Raw genomic sequence first — 16,232 nt, 5'->3', positions numbered from 1 at the left:
TAACGCCCTTGCCCTATTCATACAAACGGCCGAGCGCGGTCATCGCCGGTGCGGCGATATGGTCGCCGCGTTGCGCGGAAATCTCGTACCAGTGCCGCGCCTGCGCCAAATCCTGCGCCGTGCCGATGCCGTTTTCATAGAGATAGCCGAGCCAATATTGCGCGGTGATATCGCCTTTATCCGCCGCTATTTGAAACTGGGCGAACGCTTGTGCCGCATCGGCAGCGATGCCATTGCCATGCAAATACATCAGGCCGAGATAGCGCGGCGCTTTCATGTGTCCCGCCTGCGCCGCCTCTTCAAACAGCGGCCAGGCGGCGGCATAATCGGCTTTTTGGTAAGCGGCGACGCCGCGATCAAGCAGCGCTTTCGCCTGCGCTTGTCCGGCGCTTTCGTGATGGCAAGCGGCAAGTTGCGCGGCAAGCAGGGCGCAGCGTAGCAGGCGTTTCATGGCGCGTCTTCCTCGCCGCCTGTCAGCGTTCGCTGTTGCTCGATGAGGCGTTTCAGCATTTCCAGAAACTGTCCGCGTTCGTGTTCGTCCAGCGCGGCAAGCGCGTTCGCGTTGATCTCGCGTGCGATGCCCGTCACTTCGTCTTCCAGCGCCCGCGCCTTGGCGGTGAGGCAAATCCGCTTGCTGCGCGCATCCTGCGGGTGCACTTCGCGGGTAATCAGGCCGTCGCGCTCCATGCGGTCAAGGGTGTTGGCGGCGGTCGCCTGCCGGATTTCCAGAATGTTCACCAGTTCGCGCTGGCTCAGGCCGTCTTCTTGCCACAGGGCGAGCAACACCGCGTGCTGCGCCGGGGCAAGACCGAGCGGTTTCAGGCGGTTGGCGAGGAGGACGGCAAACTGGCGACCCAGATGGTTGACCAGGTATCCGGCAGACTGTTCGCGTGGCAGGGGCATGGGCTTTCCTTAAATTCCTTTGTAAATAATAGGGTTGTGAATTTTAACAGAAATATAGCTTGCTGTTTTATTTCTTAGCCAGCTATGCTTTAATGAGTCATTAGCCAACTATTCAAAGGAGCTTTTATGCAAACCGATACCGCCACCCGCTATGGCACGGTTTCCCGCACGCTGCACTGGGCGATGGCCGCCTGCTATCTGCTGATGTTCGCCACTGCCCTCGCCTGGAATCTCAATGATGCGCTCAAGCCGCTCATCAAGCTGCACAAGGCGGCCGGATTGTTGCTGCTTTTGCTCGCGCTCGTCCGCTTTGTCTGGGCGCTTGTCCATTTCCAGCGGCGTCCGGCAGGCGGCGTCGCGGTGAAAGCGGGGCATCTGGCGCTGTATGCGCTGATGTTTGCCGTCCCCGCTTCCGGCATGGCGCGGCAGTTTCATGGCGCTTTTGGCAACGCGCACGGCGCGCTGGCCTTCGTCTTTTTCCTCCTCATCGCGGGGCATATTGCAATGACGGTTCTCCACCAGCGCCGTGGCGAGGCTATTCTGCAGCGGATGCTTTGAAGCGTTATCCATCTCGCAGAAATTAAAAATCCGTGAGCGTTTTCTAAAAAAAGTTTATTATCGCGCGCCAGACATTCACAAACACAGGAGAAACATCATGATGCCCACCGCCCCCAATCCCGAACTGCTGCGTACCCGCATCCGCCTGCTTGCCGGACTGCTGGGCAAAGTCATCGAACGCCAGGCGGGCGCGGAGACCCTGCAAACGATTGAATACCTGCGTCAGGGCTTTATCGAAGAGCGCAACAACCCCGACCCGGAACGCCGCGCGGCGCTGATGCGCACCATCGCCGCGCTGGATAACGACCGCCTGAAGCACGTCATCCGTGGTTTCAGCCTTTATTTCGCGCTTGCCAACCTCGCCGAGGAAGACTTGCTGCGGCAGAAACGTGCCGACCTGCGCGCGCGTGGCGGCGAGTTGTGGGAAGGCTCGTTCCGCCACACCCTGCAACAATGCCGCGACAACGACTTAAGCCCGGAACAGCTCGCCGAACTCATCGGCCAACTGCGCTTCATCCCCGTCTTCACCGCGCACCCGACCGAAGCGCGCCGCCGCACGACGATGAGCGTCTTGCAGGAAATCTACCGCCATTGCGCGACGCTTGACCACGCGCCGGAAAACAGCCCCGCCTGGAATCATGCCGTCGCCGAGACGGCCGACCTCATCGACCTCTTGTGGTCATCCGACGAAGTGCGCTCGCGCAAAACGCTGGTTTACGACGAAATCAACAACGGCCTGCACTACTTTAACGTCAGCCTCTTTCAGGCCATCCCGCAGGTTTATCGCAACCTGCGCAGCGCGCTGAACGACATCTACCCCGAACTGGAAAAAATGGTGCTACCGCCGCTGTTGCGCTTTGGCTCGTGGATTGGCGGCGACCGCGACGGCAACCCGTTTGTCACCCACCAAACCACCGAACAGGCGGTACTGATGCACGCCGACAACGTGCTGCGCTACTACAGCAAACAATTAAAACACTTGCGCAAGCGTCTGCTGCATTGCGCCAGCATCATCGCCATCGACCCCGCCATAGACGCACGCAACGAACACTACGCCCGCCTTGGCGTCACCGTCTTCGACTACAACCCCGAAGACTACAACAACGAACCCTACCGCCGCCTGCTCGCCCTGATGCGCGCCAAAATCCAGCATACCAACCGCTACATCCAGAGCATGGGAGAAGACCAGGCCGCCGCCGAACACGCCTACCCCAACGCCGAAGCCTTCCTCGACGACCTCATCCTCATCCGCAACGCACTCAAACAGCACGACCCCGAACAGGCGCGCGGCGACATCCAGGACCTCATCCGCCTCGTGCGCAGCTGCGGCTTCCACATGGCCTCGCTCGACATCCGCCAAGAATCCACCTGGCACACCAACGTCGTCGCTGACCTCTTTGCGCACGCGCCCAACCTGCCCGACTACCACGCCCTCGACGAAGCCGGCCGCCAACAAGCGCTGAGCCAGCTCATCGCCGCCCCCGGTACGCCGCTCCTTTTCGAACAAAATCTCTCGCCCGAAACCCAAGAACAACTGGCACTGATGCGCACCGTCGCCCGCCTGCGCGAACTCGTCGGCGCGCGCACCTTCGGCAGCTACATCATCTCCATGACCAACCGCACGAGCCACATCCTCGAAGTGCTGTTCCTGATGCGCTTCGCCGGACTCTCCGGTCAGGACGAACAAGGCCGTCCCTACGCCGCCCTGCCGATAGCGCCGCTCTTTGAAACCATCGAAGACCTGAAAAACATCGACACCATCCTGCCGCAACTGCTGGACAACCCCACCTACCGCGCCCTGCTTACCAACCAGCACGACACCCAGGAAATCATGCTCGGCTACTCCGACAGCAGCAAAGACGGCGGCATCCTCACCAGCGCCTGGCAACTCTACCGCGCCCAACAAACCATCCTCGACATCGCCCGCCGCTACCACATCAAAACCCGCCTCTTCCACGGGCGCGGCGGCTCGGTCAGCCGTGGCGGCGGCTCCACCCACCACGCCATCGCCGCGCAACCGCCCGGCACCCTGCAAGGCGAAATCAAATTCACCGAACAGGGCGAAGTCCTCTACGCCAAATACGCCAATCCCGAAACCGCGGTGTACGAACTCACCATGGGCATCACCGGCGCGCTCAAGGCGAGCAGCACCCGCTTTGCCAAAACCCCGGCCAAACTCGCCCAATACGAACAACTGGTCGAACGCCTGGCGGACGCCTGCGAAAACCGCTACCGCGACCTCACCGACCGCACCGAAGGCCTCTACCAATTCTTCGCCGACGCCACCCCGGTACGCGAAATCAGCCTGCTCAACATCGGCTCGCGCCCGGCGCACCGCCGCAAAGGCACGCCGACCAAACAAACCATCCGCGCCATCCCGTGGGTATTTGGCTGGTCGCTCGCCCGCTTCACCCTGCCCGCCTGGTACGGCGTCGGCAGCGCGCTTGCCGCCATCCGCCCCGAAGACCAGCCGCTCATTGACGACATGCGTGAACAATGGCCGTTCTTCGACGCCTTCATCAGCAACATCGAAATGGCATTTGCCAAAACCGAACCCGCGACCGCCGAAGCCTACAGCCACCTCTGCGCCGACGAACCGCTGCGCCAGACCGTAATGCGCGCCATCCGCGACGAATACCAAAAAACGCTCGCCGGCCTCAACACCATCCTCAAGCAGAACCACCTGCTGGAACACCAGCCGCGCCTCGCCGAATCGCTGCGCTGGCGCGACCCCTACCTTGACCCGATCAACCACATCCAGATTGAGCTGCTGCGCCGCAGCCGCGCGAAAAACAGCGAAGACGCGGAAATCAACGACCCGCTCATCCGCTCCATCAACGCGCTTGCCGCCGGCTTGCGCAATACCGGCTAAAGCGGAGCAAATCGGCAAAACACAAACGGGCATCGCAAGATGCCCGTTTCTATAGCGATACACCGAAAGCCGCAGACAAGGCCGCCACTGAAAACAACGCCATAGGGGGCGCCTCGGCGCACCGTCGCGTAAACATTTGATTCTTAAAAAATGGTGCACCGAGGCGCACCCTATAACCCCCAGCAACGAAACACCGTATGGGGTTTTCGGAGGCTTGCCATACCACCTTTTACCGCTACAATGCCGCTACGGTTTTTGTGAAGGAGTACACATGTCCGAAACCAGGGCGACTGAGGTGATTTTCCGCGCACGCGGGCTGACCAAGGTGTACCGCATGGGCGATGTTGAAGTGCGGGCGTTGCGCGGCATTGATCTGGAGCTGTTTCAGGGCGAGTTTGTGGTGATGCTCGGCCCGTCCGGCAGCGGCAAATCGACGCTGCTCAACATCCTCGGCGGGCTGGATACGCCGACTGCGGGCGAAGTCTGGTATCACGGCGAGGACTTGAGCCACGCCGACGACGCCCGCCTGACCCGTTTCCGCCGCGAGCATGTCGGCTTTGTTTTCCAGTTCTATAACCTCATTCCCAGCCTGACCGCGCGCGAGAATGTGGCGATTGTCACCGAAATCGCGCCTGACCCGCTGCCGCCTGCCGAAGCGCTGGCGCTGGTCGGGCTGGAGGGGCGGCTGGATCATTTTCCGGCGCAGCTTTCTGGCGGCGAACAGCAGCGGGTGGCGATTGCCCGCGCCATTGCCAAGCGGCCGGTGGTGATGCTCTGCGATGAGCCGACCGGCGCGCTGGATTCTGCGACCGGGGTGCGGGTGCTGGAAGCGCTCGCCACCGTCAATCGCGAGATGGGCACGACCACGGTCATCATCACCCACAACGCCGATATCGCGAAGATGGCGCAGCGGGTGTTGTGGATGCAGGACGGGCAAATCGTGCGCGAGGCGGTGAACGAACGCCCGCTTGCTGCGAGCGAACTGGAATGGTGAGATGAAAGCCCTGCACCGCAAAGCCCTGCGTGATTTATGGCGGATGCGCGGCCAGGCGCTTGCCATTGCCCTGGTGATAGCCTCCGGCATCGCCATGTTGGTGGTGGCGCAGGCGACGCTCTTGTCGCTGCGCGATACCCGCGATGCCTTCTACCGCGAGGCGCGCTTTTCCGAAGTCTGGGTGCAGGCGAAGCGCGTACCGCAGACCATGCTGGCGCGGCTCGCCGAAATACCCGGCGTTGCCGAAGTTGAGGCGCGGCTGGTAACCGGCGCGAAATTGTCGCTAGAGGGCTTTGCCGAACCGGCGGAAGCGCGGGTGCAATCGCTGCCGGATGATGGCATCCCGCGGCAAAACCGCCTGTTTCTACAAAGCGGCCGCCTGCCCGCGCCGGGGACGACGCGCGAAATCGTCATCGGCACGGTGTTTGCCAAAGCGCACGGCCTGCAAACGGGCGACACGCTGCAAGCCATTATTTACGGGCGACAGCAACGCTTCACCATCGTCGGCACGGCGACCTCCGCCGAACACCTTTACCTCATCAGCCCCGGCGCGATGTTCCCGGATGACCTGCGCTACACCGTGCTGTGGCTGCCGGAGCGGGCGCTCGCCGCCGCGCTCAACATGAAAGGCGCATTCAACGAAGCGACGTTCCGCCTCGCCCCCGGCGCGGACGCGCAGACAGTCATCGCCGCCATCGACCGCCTCCTCGCCCGCTATGGCACTACCGGCGCGACCGACCGCATGGAGCAAGTATCGCACCGCATGCTGTACGAAGAATTCCGCCAACTGGCGATCCTGACCTGGATGTTCCCGACCATCTTCCTCGCCGTCGCCGCCTTCCTGCTCAACATGGTATTCAAGCGCCTGATCAGCATGCAGCGCGACCAGGTCGCCATACTCAAAGCCTTTGGCTACCGCACGGCGCAGGTGGCGGCGCATTACGGCCTCATCGTCAGCCTGATTTGCCTTGTCGGCGTCATCCTCGGCACGGCGGCGGGCGTATGGATGGGGCAGCACCTCGCCGCGCTCTACCAAATCAACTTCCACTTCCCCTACCTGCAATTCCGCCTCGCCCCGCAAACCGTCGCCGTAGGCGCTGCGGTCAGCCTGCTCGCCGCGCTCCTCGGCAGCGGCCGCGCCGTCTATACCGCTGCGCGCGAACCCGTCGCCCAGGCCATGCGCCCGCCCGCACCGGACCGCTTTCGCCGCACCCTGCTGGAGCGCCTCGGCATCGCCCGCCATTTCAGCCAACCGACGCGCATGATCTGGCGCCAACTGGAGCGCCGTCCCGGCAAGGCACTATTCGCCATCATCGCGCTGGCGGCGGCGGGCGGCATCGTCGTCGTCGGCAACTTCCAGCGCGGCTCGGTGAATTACATGATTGGCGTCGAGAACTACCTCGCGCAGCAGCACGACATCAGCGTCAGCTTCATCGAAGACGCGCCGCCGCGCGCCCTCTACGAACTCGCCGCCATGCGTGGCGTGCGTGCCGTCGAAGGCCAGCGCAGCGTGGCCGTGCGCGTCGCCCACGACAACCGGCAAAAGCGCCTCATCCTCGAAGGCATCAGCGAACACAGCCAAATGCGCCACCTCATGCGCGCCGACCTGCGCCCGCAAACCCTGCAACCCGGCGGCATCATCCTCGGCGACTACTTTGCTGACTGGCTCGGCGTGCGCGTCGGCGACCGCGTCTGGGTAGAAATCCTCGACGGCCGCGGCAAAGCCCTGCAAGTGCCGGTAGTACAGACCGTTTACGCCCTCTCCGGCAACAGCGCCTACATGACCCTGCCCACCCTGAACCGCCTCCTTGGCGACGAACGCATCAACAGCGCGCTGCTCACCGCCGACACCGAAGCCGTGAACCGCATCCAGCGCGAACTCAACGACCGCCCGCGCGTCATGGCCGCCAGCACCCGCCGTGGCGCCATCACCGCCTTCCGCGACATGATTGCCCGCGTCGGCGGCACCTTCAGCATCATCGCCGTCTTCATGGGCATGATCGTAAACATCGGCGTCGTCTACAACACCATGCGCATGGCACTCTCCGAGCGCAGCCGCGAACTCGCCAGCCTGCGCGTCCTCGGCTTCAGCCACGGCGAAGTGCGCTACATCCTCCTTGGTGAAATGCACATCCTCGTCCTCGCCTCCCTGCCGCTGGGCGTCGCCTGCGGCTACAGCCTCATCTACAGCCTCGTCCAGGGACTCCAAAACGACATCTACCGCATGCCCGTCATCATCGCCCCTGCCGCCTACGCCATCGCCACCCTGACCACACTCGCGAGCGCCGCCCTCTCCGCCCTCATCATCGCGCGCCAACTGCGCCGCCTTGACCTCATCGAAGTCCTGAAAACAAGGGAGTAACCCATGCGCAAAACCCTCACCTGGCTCGCCCTTGCCGCCGCCGTCGCCTACCTGACCTACCTCGCCCTGCGCGAAGAACAAACCCTCATCGCCAGCGCCACCGCCAGCCCGCACGACCTCCAACAAACCTACAACGAAGAAGGCCGCACCCGCCTGAAAAACCGCTACCACATCCACGCACCCGTCTCCGGCACCCTGCGCCGCATCACCCTGCAGGCCGGCGACAACGTGCGCGCCGGACAAACGCTGGCCGAAATCGAACCCGCCAGCGCCAACCCGCTGGATGCACGCAGCCGCGAACAAGCCGAAGCCGACCTGCGCGGTGCAGAAGCCGCGCTGGAAGCCGCACGCCAACACATCGCCGCCGCCAAAAGCGCGCACACCCTCGCCCAAAAAGAACACCAGCGCCTCGTGCCGCTGGTCAAAGCCCAGGCAGCGAGCCGCGAACAACTCGACCAGGCACGCGCCCAACGCGACAGCGCGAGCGCCAACCTCGCCGCCGCCCAGGCCGAAGAAAAAATCGCCGCCGCCCGCGTCCAATCCGCGCGCGCCCTGCTGGCGAGCCATAACGAAGCGGGCGCCGCCGCCGTTGCCGTCACCGCACCCATCGCTGGCGTCATCACCAAACGCCAACACCAAAGCCGCACCCCCATCGCAGCTGGCGAACTCCTGATGGAAATGGGCGACCCGGCACAACTCGAAATCGAAGCCGACATCCTCTCCGCCGACGCCGTGCGCCTCGCCCCCGGCACCCGCGCGCGCATCCGCCATTGGGGCGGCGACGACCTCGACGCCAGCGTGCGCCGCATCGAACCAGGCGGCTTCACCAAAACCTCGGCGCTGGGCGTAGAAGAACAACGCACCCGCGTCATCCTCGACCTCACCAGCCCGCACGCCCAATGGCAAACCCTCGGCGACGCCTACCGCGTCGATATCGAATTCATCCTTGCCGAAAAAAACGGTGCGCTCACCATCCCGCTGAGCGCACTCTACCGCGACGGCGACGGCTGGGCGGTGTACCGCATCAACGACGCCCGCGCCCGCCACACAGCAGTACAAACCGGCCTGCGCACCGCGACCGACGTCGAAATCACGGCTGGCCTCGCCAACGGCGACCGCGTTATCCTCCAACCGGACGAAAGCATCCACGACGGCAGCCGGGTACAAACTCCGCCGGAATGAATAACGGCGCCGTAGGGGCGGTTAGGGGCTGTTTGCAATTTGAATCATCCTCCCCCGCTTTGCGGGGAGAAAGATTCTCTACTGCCAGTCTCGTAGGGTGGGGCTTGCCCCACCATGTGCCTGACGACTTTTTGCGGATGCCGGTGGAGTGCGCAAGACAGAGGAGGAGTTATAGCAATCCCCCGAAAGCCTCAGACAAGGCGCGCCGCTGAAAACAACACCATAGGGTGCGCACGACTCTGCTCCGGCCGCCCCTGACGGGTAGCAATTCCGTCAGGGGCGTTTTGATAATACAAGGGGGCGCCTCGGCGCACCGTCGCGGAAATATTTCTTTCTTATCAATGGTGCGCCTCGGCGCTGATATAAGCAAAACGCGCTACCCCAAAGGTAGCGCGTTTGGTTTGTCGGGCGTGCCTTGGCCGCCCGATGGTTTTGAGATTGCCGGGTGTCAGGCCTTCGGCGGTTCCCAGTCGATGGGCGACGGGCAGGTACAGATGAGGTGGCGGTCGCCGTAGGCGTTGTCGATGCGGTTCACCGGGGTCAGGTATTTGCCCGGATTCATGCCGTCGAGCGGGAAGACCGCCGTCTTGCGGTCATAGCCGCGGTTCCAGTCGCCGGTGAGGTCGGCCAGGGTATGCGGCGCGTTTACCAGCGGGTTGTCTTCGTGCGTCCATTCGCCGTTTTCGATGCGGCGGATTTCTTCGCGAATGGCGAGCATGGCGTCGCAGAAGCGGTCGAGTTCGGCCAGGGTTTCGCTTTCGGTCGGCTCTATCATCAGTGTGCCGGGGACGGGGAAGCTCATGGTCGGCGCGTGGAAGCCGTAGTCCATCAGGCGTTTGGCGATGTCATCAACGCTGACGCCAGCGCTGTCTTTGTACGGGCGGACGTCGATGATGCATTCGTGCGCGACGTGGCCGTCGGCATCGCTGTAAAGCACGTCGTACGCGCCTTTGAGGCGGGCGGCGATGTAGTTGGCGTTCAGGATGGCAACCTGGCTCGCTTTTTTCAGGCCGTCCGCCCCCATCATGCGCAGGTACATCCACGGGATGACGTCCACCAGCGCGCTGCCCCACGGCGCGGCACTGACCGCCAGTCCGCCGCGGTGTTCGAGCGGCACGACACTGTGGCCGGGCAGGAAGGGTTTGAGGTGTTCTTTGACGGCGATGGGGCCAACGCCGGGGCCGCCGCCGCCGTGCGGGATGGCGAAGGTTTTGTGCAGGTTCAGGTGGGAGACGTCGGAGCCGTAGTGACCGGGCGCGGCGAGGCCGACCTGGGCGTTGAAGTTGGCGCCATCGAGGTACACCTGGCCGCCGTAGCCGTGGATGATGGCGCAGAGTTCGCGGATGTTGCGCTCGAAGATGCCGTGCGTTGAGGGGTAGGTGACCATGATGGCGGCGAGGCGGTCGGCGTGTTCTTCGGCTTTGAGGACGAGGTCGGCGATGTCGATGTCGCCGTCTTCGTCGCAGGCGACGATGACGACTTCCATGCCGGCGAGCGCCGCCGATGCCGGGTTGGTGCCGTGCGCAGACTGCGGGATGAGGCAGATGTTGCGCTGGCTGTCGCCGCGGCTTTCGTGGTAGGCGCGGATGGCGAGCAGACCGGCGTATTCGCCTTGTGCGCCGGAGTTGGGCTGGAGCGAAACGGCGTCGTAGCCGGTGGCTTCTGCCAGCATGGCTTCGAGTTCGTCGAACATTTCGCGGTAGCCTTCGGCTTGTTCGAGCGGGGCGAAGGGGTGGATGTCGCTGAATTGACGCCAGGTGACGGGCATCATTTCGCTGGCGGCGTTCAGTTTCATCGTGCAGGAGCCGAGCGGAATCATGGTGCGGTCAAGCGCCAAATCCCAGTCGGAGAGTTTGCGCAGGTAGCGCATCATTTCGGTCTCGCTGCGGTGTTCCTTGAATACGGGGTGGTCGAGGTACTGGCTGCTGCGCACGGCGAAGGCGGGCAGCATTGCCTGCGGTTTTTCCAGCGGGATTTCTTCGTTGCGTCCGGTGAAGATGGCGACGAGCAGTTTGACTTCGGCTTCACTACTCAGTTCGTCCAGCGAGACGCCGATGCTGCTGGCGTCAATGCGGCGCAGGTTGTAGCCCGCGTCAAGCGCGCGCTGCATGATGAGGTCGGCACGTGAGCCAACGTCAATGTGCAGGGTGTCGAAGAAGTTTTCGTAGGTAAATTTGAAGTGGTGTTTTTCCAGGGTGAGTGCCAGCTGGGTGGCGAGGCGGTGTACGCGCACGCCGATTTCGCGCAGGCCTTCGGCGCCGTGCCAGACGGCGTAGCAGCCCGCCATGATGGCGAGCAGCGCTTGCGCGGTGCAGACGTTACTGGTCGCTTTTTCGCGGCGGATGTGCTGTTCGCGCGTTTGCAGGGCGAGGCGGTAGGCGGGTTTGCCGTGGCTATCCACAGAAATGCCGACGAGGCGGCCGGGCATGGCGCGCTTGAAGCTGTCGCGCGTTGCCATGAATGCCGCGTGCGGCCCGCCGAAGCCGAGCGGCACGCCGAAGCGCTGCGCGTTGCCGACGACGATGTCGGCGTTCCATTCGCCGGGCGGGGTGAGGATGGTCAGCGCGAGGAGGTCGGTCGCCACTACCAGCACCGCGCCGTTGGCATGGGCGATTTCCGCGAGACCGCGGTAATCGGCAACATGGCCGTGCGTGTCCGGATATTGCACCAGCACGCCGAAGTATTCCGTCTGCGGCAGTTCGTTTTTGCAATCAACCACCGCGATTTCAATGTCCTGATAACCGGCGCGGGTGAGAAGGACGTCAATCGTCTGCGGATGCACGCGCTGATCGACGAGAAATACATTGGACTTTGCCTTGCTCTGCCGCCGCGCCAGCATCATCGCTTCTGCCGCCGCTGTCGCTTCATCAAGCAACGAGGCGTTGGCGATTTCCATGCCGGTCAAATCGCAGACCATCGTCTGGAAATTCAGCAGCGCTTCCAGACGCCCCTGCGAAATCTCCGGCTGGTACGGCGTGTAAGAGGTGTACCACGCCGGATTCTCCAGCACATTGCGCAGAATCACCGGCGGCACCACCGTGCCGTAATACCCCTGACCAATCAGCGAGCGGAACACCTGGTTCTTGTTGGCAATCTTCTGCAACGCTGCCAGCGCCTCGCGCTCCGAAAGCGGCGCGGGCAAACGCATCTCCTTGCGACGAATATCCTGCGGCACCACCGCATCAACAAAATCATCCAGACGGCTAAAACCCAACAGCTTCAGCATCTTCTCCTGCTCGGCGGGAGAAGGACCAATATGACGGGAGACAAAAGGCGCATGAGCAGACACGACAAAATCCTCAATAAAAAAAGCGAAAAAGCGCCACTCGCGTGGCGCTACACAAAAAAGCAATTACTTCTGGGCGAAATCGCGGTAGGCGGCCTCATCCATCAAACCATCCAGCTCGGCAATATCGGCAAGCTGCACCTTATACACCCAACCCTCCGATTCCGCGGCAGAATTAAGCAAATTTGGCTGATCGACCAGCGCCTGATTGACCTCAATCACCTCACCGGACACCGGACTTTTCACCTCGCCGGCGGCCTTCACCGACTCAATCACCGCGGCCTCATCGCCGACAGCCAGCTGACGGCCGACCTCCGGCAATTCCACAAAAACAATATCGCCCAACGCATCCTGGGCAAAATCCGTAATCCCGACAGTGCCAATCGAACCCTCGACGCGAATCCACTCATGATCATCAGTAAACTTCAACATAAAAACACCTCATAAAAATAAAGAAAGTGCAGAAAGCCACAACATTCTAACACAAGAAAAAGCCGCGACAATGTGATAACCTGCGCGCTCCCACACACCACAAAACACAGGAAAAAACATGAACATCATCCTGCTCGGCGCACCCGGCTCAGGCAAAGGCACACAAGCGGCATTCCTCATCGAACAACACGGACTCACCCACCTCTCCACCGGCGACATGCTGCGCGCCGAAATCGCCGCCGACAGCGACCTCGGCCGCCAGGCGAAAAGCATCATGGAAAGCGGCGCGCTGGTCTCTGACGACATCGTGATTGCGATGATAGCCGCGCGCCTCAGCGAAAAAGGCGCACTTTTCGACGGCTTCCCGCGCACCATCGCGCAAGCCGAAGCGCTGGACAAACTCCTCGCCGGCCGCGGCAGCCAAATCGACCGCGTGATCGAGCTGCAAGTAGATAACGAAGAAATCGTCAAACGCATGCTCGCCCGCGGCAGAAGCGACGACAACGAAGAAACCATCCGCAACCGCCTTGCCGTCTTTGAAGCACAAACCAAACCGCTGATTGCCTATTACGAAACACAGGGCAAACTGCGCAGCATTGACGGCAGCGGCGAACTGGACGCCATCCGCGCACGCATTGAAGCAGCATTGGCATAAAGCGGGACAGCATGAGCGCATTTGACGCCGATTACCAGCCGCTTTATGAAATGTACGACGACGAATACTTCCCCAATTTCCTCGTCGATAAAATCAAGGCGGAAATCGACAAAGTCGAAACCGTGCTAACCGCTGGCGAAACCAATACCGCCGTCATCCAAAGCCATCTGGACACAATGACACGGGCAATTAACGATCTGGAAAGCGAATTCGACGAAAACGACAGCGAAATAGAAACCGTCGCCCGCGACTCCATTGCCGAAGCCGTGGATTACCTCCTGCAAAAATACCGCATTGCTATTGACCTTGAAGAAGCCTTGCGCGAGCGTGAATGGTAAATCGTGCTAAAAAATCCCGCCATGTTGCGGGATTTTTATTAAAAAACGCATGGCGCTGTAGCACCGATTTATCACTATCCACCGGAGTTAACATGAAATTCAAATCCCTTCTGCTTAATATGGCCCGCCGCTTTGGTTATCGTCCTATAGCGGACACACCTCTTTTAGGAGAAAAAATAGATTATGTGGAAGCTAAGTCCACCGGTGAAATGGGACAAATTCTTTGGGAAATTCATCATGGCAACCATGAAAAAGGCATGCTTCAACTGAAAAAATTAGCAGAACAAGGCGATGCCGTTGCCCAATTTAATTATGCTTCAAAATATCTAGGCGCCAAAGAATACGATAAAGCCTACGAATGGCTCAAAAAAGCGGCAGCGCAAGAAATGGAAATGGCATATGGACAATTAGCACACCTTTATCATGAAGGATTGGGGGTAACAAAAGATTACAACCAAGCATTTGTATGGTTCGAAAAAGGCGCAATTGCCGGAGATGTATCGGCACGATTTGATCTCGGGTTGATGTATTACCAAGAAGAATATGGCAGACAAGATTATCAAAAAGCCAAGACATGGTTTGAAAGAGCGGCAGCCATGAATGATGCAAGGGCACAAGGAATGCTGGGCATCATGTACTTGAATGGTACAGGCGTCAAACAGGATTACCAACAAGCGCGAGAATGGTTGGAAAAATCGGCAGCAGCAGGTGAAAGCCTCGCACAAAAATACTTGGGTGATTACTACACCGAGGGCTTGGGAGGTGAAGAAGATGCAACCAAAGCATGCGAATATTACGAAATGGCGGCAGCACAAGATGATATATACGCCCTCTATATCGTTGCCCTTATCTATCTCAATGGCAACGGTGTGGAAAAAGATGCTGACAAAGGAATGGCGTATCTGGAGCGTTCTGCTGTGCTGGGGAATGCCGATGCGCAATTGGTACTTGCCGGAAGATACTATTCCGGCGATTTCGTCGCCAAAGATATAGAAAAAGCCCGTGAATGGCTAGAAAAAGCCGCCGCTCTTGGCAATGAAAAGGCCAAGAATGCTTTACAAACGTTCTAAATTTATTGCGATTTGTCTGCACCATAAAACCCACGGAGTAAATCATGTCCGCCAATCGTTATCCCAAAACCGCTACTTTCCGTCGCTTTGCCCTTTGCGGCATTCCCTTGAGTATTGCGGTGGCAGTCGCCGTGTATTTCGCCCTGCCCCGCCTGCAAATGCCAACCGACAATCCGACGTTCACCACCATTTTGCTGCTCATTGCGCCGGCGGCTGCCGTCATCGCGGGCGGAAATTTCATCGCCGCTTTCCGCCTGCGCAAAACCTTAGCGGGCTTTGTCGTCGCAACGCTGATTTCCTTCCTCGCTGCTTTCTTTTGTACCGCCGTAATGACCCGCACCGGTTATTTCAACGAACCCGACAGCAAACTAGCGTTGCTTTGGCTCGACCTCGCCCTGGGCATTGCCAACGGCACCATCACCGCCGCTATTGCGCTGCCTGGCGCAGCAGACGAAGACGAAGATGAAAACTAACGCACCCAGGCAAGGACCCCACCCATGAGCGGAAACAGCATCGGACAAAACCTCATCCTCACCACCTACGGCGAAAGCCACGGCGCGGCCATCGGCGGCGTTCTCGATGGCGCTCCGGCGGGCATCCCGCTGGACGAAGCCGCCATCCAGGCCGAACTCGACCGGCGCAAACCCGGCACCTCGCGCCACGTTACCCCGCGCCAGGAAGACGACCGCCTCCGCCTCCTCTCCGGCATCTTTGCAGGCAAGACCACCGGCACGCCCATCGGCCTGCTCATCCACAACGAAGACCAGCGCAGCCGCGACTACGGCGCCATCAAAGACCAATACCGCCCCGGCCACGCCGACTACACCTACCACGCCAAATACGGCATCCGCGACTACCGCGGCGGCGGACGCGCATCGGCGCGCGAAACCGCCATCCGCGTCGCCGGCGGCGCAATCGCCAAACAAATCCTCGCCCACCTCGCCAGCACTCGCATCCGCAGCTACGTCTCGCAAATCGGCGAACACCGCCTCGACTTCGCGGACTGGAAACACGTCAGCGAAAACCCGTTTAACTGCCCGAACGATCACCAGACCGCGCTGCTCGACCGCTACCTCGCCGACATCCGCCGCGATGGCGACAGCATCGGCGCAGAAATCACCGTCATCGCCGAAAACGTCCCCGCCGGCCTCGGCGAACCCGTCTTCGACCGCCTTGACGCCGACATCGCCAAAGCCCTGATGAGCATCAACGCCGTCAAAGGCGTAGAAATCGGCGACGGCTTTGCGGTCATCCAAAAACGCGGCAGCGAGAACCGCGACGAGCGCCGCGCCGCAAGCGGCTTTGCCAGCAACCACGCGGGCGGCATCCTCGGCGGTATCAGTAGCGGCCAGACCATCCTCGCCCGCGCCGCCTTCAAACCGACCAGCAGCATCCTCATCCCCGGCCACAGCACGGACGTGCACGGCGCGGACGTGGAAGTCGTTACCAAAGGGCGACACGACCCCTGCGTCGCCCTGCGCGCCTGCCCCATTGTCGAGGCGATGCTGGCGCTGACCCTGGCCGACCACTACCTGCGCCAACGCGGGCAGAACGGCCGCTAAACATTCCCACCCCAACTG

General features: G+C 61.2%; 14 protein-coding genes. 10 read left to right on the top strand and 4 right to left on the bottom strand.

Annotation, left to right across the window (positions count from 1 at the left end):
* Positions 1 to 13: 13 nt before the first annotated feature.
* Together EL199_RS08610 and EL199_RS08605 are read right to left on the bottom strand one after the other, a co-directional pair.
* Positions 14 to 451, bottom strand: a complete 438-nt coding sequence (locus tag EL199_RS08610) for a tetratricopeptide repeat protein (protein WP_004142277.1) — start codon at positions 449 to 451, stop codon at positions 14 to 16.
* Positions 448 to 903, bottom strand: a complete 456-nt coding sequence (locus EL199_RS08605) for a MarR family winged helix-turn-helix transcriptional regulator (RefSeq protein WP_004142278.1) — start codon at positions 901 to 903, stop codon at positions 448 to 450. Before EL199_RS08605 ends, EL199_RS08610 begins: the two co-directional genes overlap by 4 nt.
* Positions 904 to 1,029: 126 nt before the next feature.
* Here EL199_RS08605 and EL199_RS08600 point away from each other — a divergent pair, with 126 nt between their 5' ends.
* From EL199_RS08600 to EL199_RS08580, 5 genes are all read left to right on the top strand, one after another.
* A complete protein-coding gene (locus tag EL199_RS08600; protein WP_004142280.1) occupies positions 1,030 to 1,461 on the top strand; it encodes a cytochrome b in 432 nt (143 codons plus the stop codon).
* A gap of 97 nt (positions 1,462 to 1,558) precedes the next feature.
* Complete coding sequence (gene ppc / locus EL199_RS08595) at positions 1,559 to 4,333, top strand: phosphoenolpyruvate carboxylase (protein WP_004142282.1); 2,775 nt, start codon at positions 1,559 to 1,561, stop codon at positions 4,331 to 4,333.
* Positions 4,334 to 4,604: 271 nt separating this feature from the next.
* Positions 4,605 to 5,327, top strand: a complete 723-nt coding sequence (locus EL199_RS08590) for an ABC transporter ATP-binding protein (RefSeq protein WP_004142285.1) — start codon at positions 4,605 to 4,607, stop codon at positions 5,325 to 5,327.
* 1 nt (position 5,328) lies between these two features.
* Positions 5,329 to 7,689 (top strand): ABC transporter permease, encoded by a 2,361-nt coding sequence (locus EL199_RS08585; RefSeq protein ID WP_004142289.1) that lies wholly within the window; start codon positions 5,329 to 5,331, stop codon positions 7,687 to 7,689.
* A gap of 3 nt (positions 7,690 to 7,692) precedes the next feature.
* Positions 7,693 to 8,871: an efflux RND transporter periplasmic adaptor subunit gene (locus tag EL199_RS08580; RefSeq protein WP_004142291.1), complete on the top strand. Its 1,179-nt coding sequence runs from the start codon at positions 7,693 to 7,695 to the stop codon at positions 8,869 to 8,871.
* A gap of 448 nt (positions 8,872 to 9,319) precedes the next feature.
* Here EL199_RS08580 and gcvP read toward each other — a convergent pair whose 3' ends face one another.
* Entirely contained in the window at positions 9,320 to 12,160 is a 2,841-nt protein-coding gene (gene gcvP, locus EL199_RS08575) for an aminomethyl-transferring glycine dehydrogenase (RefSeq protein ID WP_040355616.1), read from the bottom strand.
* Between the two features lie 63 nt (positions 12,161 to 12,223).
* Entirely contained in the window at positions 12,224 to 12,589 is a 366-nt protein-coding gene (gcvH, locus tag EL199_RS08570) for a glycine cleavage system protein GcvH (RefSeq protein WP_004142293.1), read from the bottom strand.
* Positions 12,590 to 12,707: 118 nt separating this feature from the next.
* Here gcvH and EL199_RS08565 point away from each other — a divergent pair, with 118 nt between their 5' ends.
* From EL199_RS08565 to aroC, 5 genes are all read left to right on the top strand, one after another.
* Positions 12,708 to 13,244 carry an adenylate kinase gene (locus EL199_RS08565; RefSeq protein WP_004142294.1) on the top strand — a complete coding sequence of 179 codons (537 nt, stop codon included), beginning with the start codon at positions 12,708 to 12,710 and terminating at the stop codon, positions 13,242 to 13,244.
* An 11-nt stretch (positions 13,245 to 13,255) separates the two neighbouring features.
* The gene (locus EL199_RS08560; RefSeq protein WP_004142295.1) at positions 13,256 to 13,582 is read left to right on the top strand and encodes a DUF5713 family protein; all 327 of its coding nucleotides are present in this window, start codon (positions 13,256 to 13,258) and stop codon (positions 13,580 to 13,582) included.
* A gap of 92 nt (positions 13,583 to 13,674) precedes the next feature.
* Positions 13,675 to 14,652 carry a tetratricopeptide repeat protein gene (locus EL199_RS08555; protein WP_004142296.1) on the top strand — a complete coding sequence of 326 codons (978 nt, stop codon included), beginning with the start codon at positions 13,675 to 13,677 and terminating at the stop codon, positions 14,650 to 14,652.
* Between the two features lie 44 nt (positions 14,653 to 14,696).
* Positions 14,697 to 15,125 (top strand): hypothetical protein, encoded by a 429-nt coding sequence (locus tag EL199_RS08550; protein WP_004142297.1) that lies wholly within the window; start codon positions 14,697 to 14,699, stop codon positions 15,123 to 15,125.
* A gap of 24 nt (positions 15,126 to 15,149) precedes the next feature.
* Positions 15,150 to 16,214, top strand: a complete 1,065-nt coding sequence (gene aroC / locus EL199_RS08545; protein WP_004142298.1) for a chorismate synthase — start codon at positions 15,150 to 15,152, stop codon at positions 16,212 to 16,214.
* Positions 16,215 to 16,232: the final 18 nt, after the last annotated feature.

This window comes from Cardiobacterium hominis, assembly GCF_900637305.1.
GTDB classification, from domain to species: Bacteria; Pseudomonadota; Gammaproteobacteria; order Cardiobacteriales; family Cardiobacteriaceae; genus Cardiobacterium; species Cardiobacterium hominis.
The sequence above is the reverse complement of the archived record's forward strand: the minus strand, read 5'-3'. Positions and strand labels throughout refer to the sequence as shown.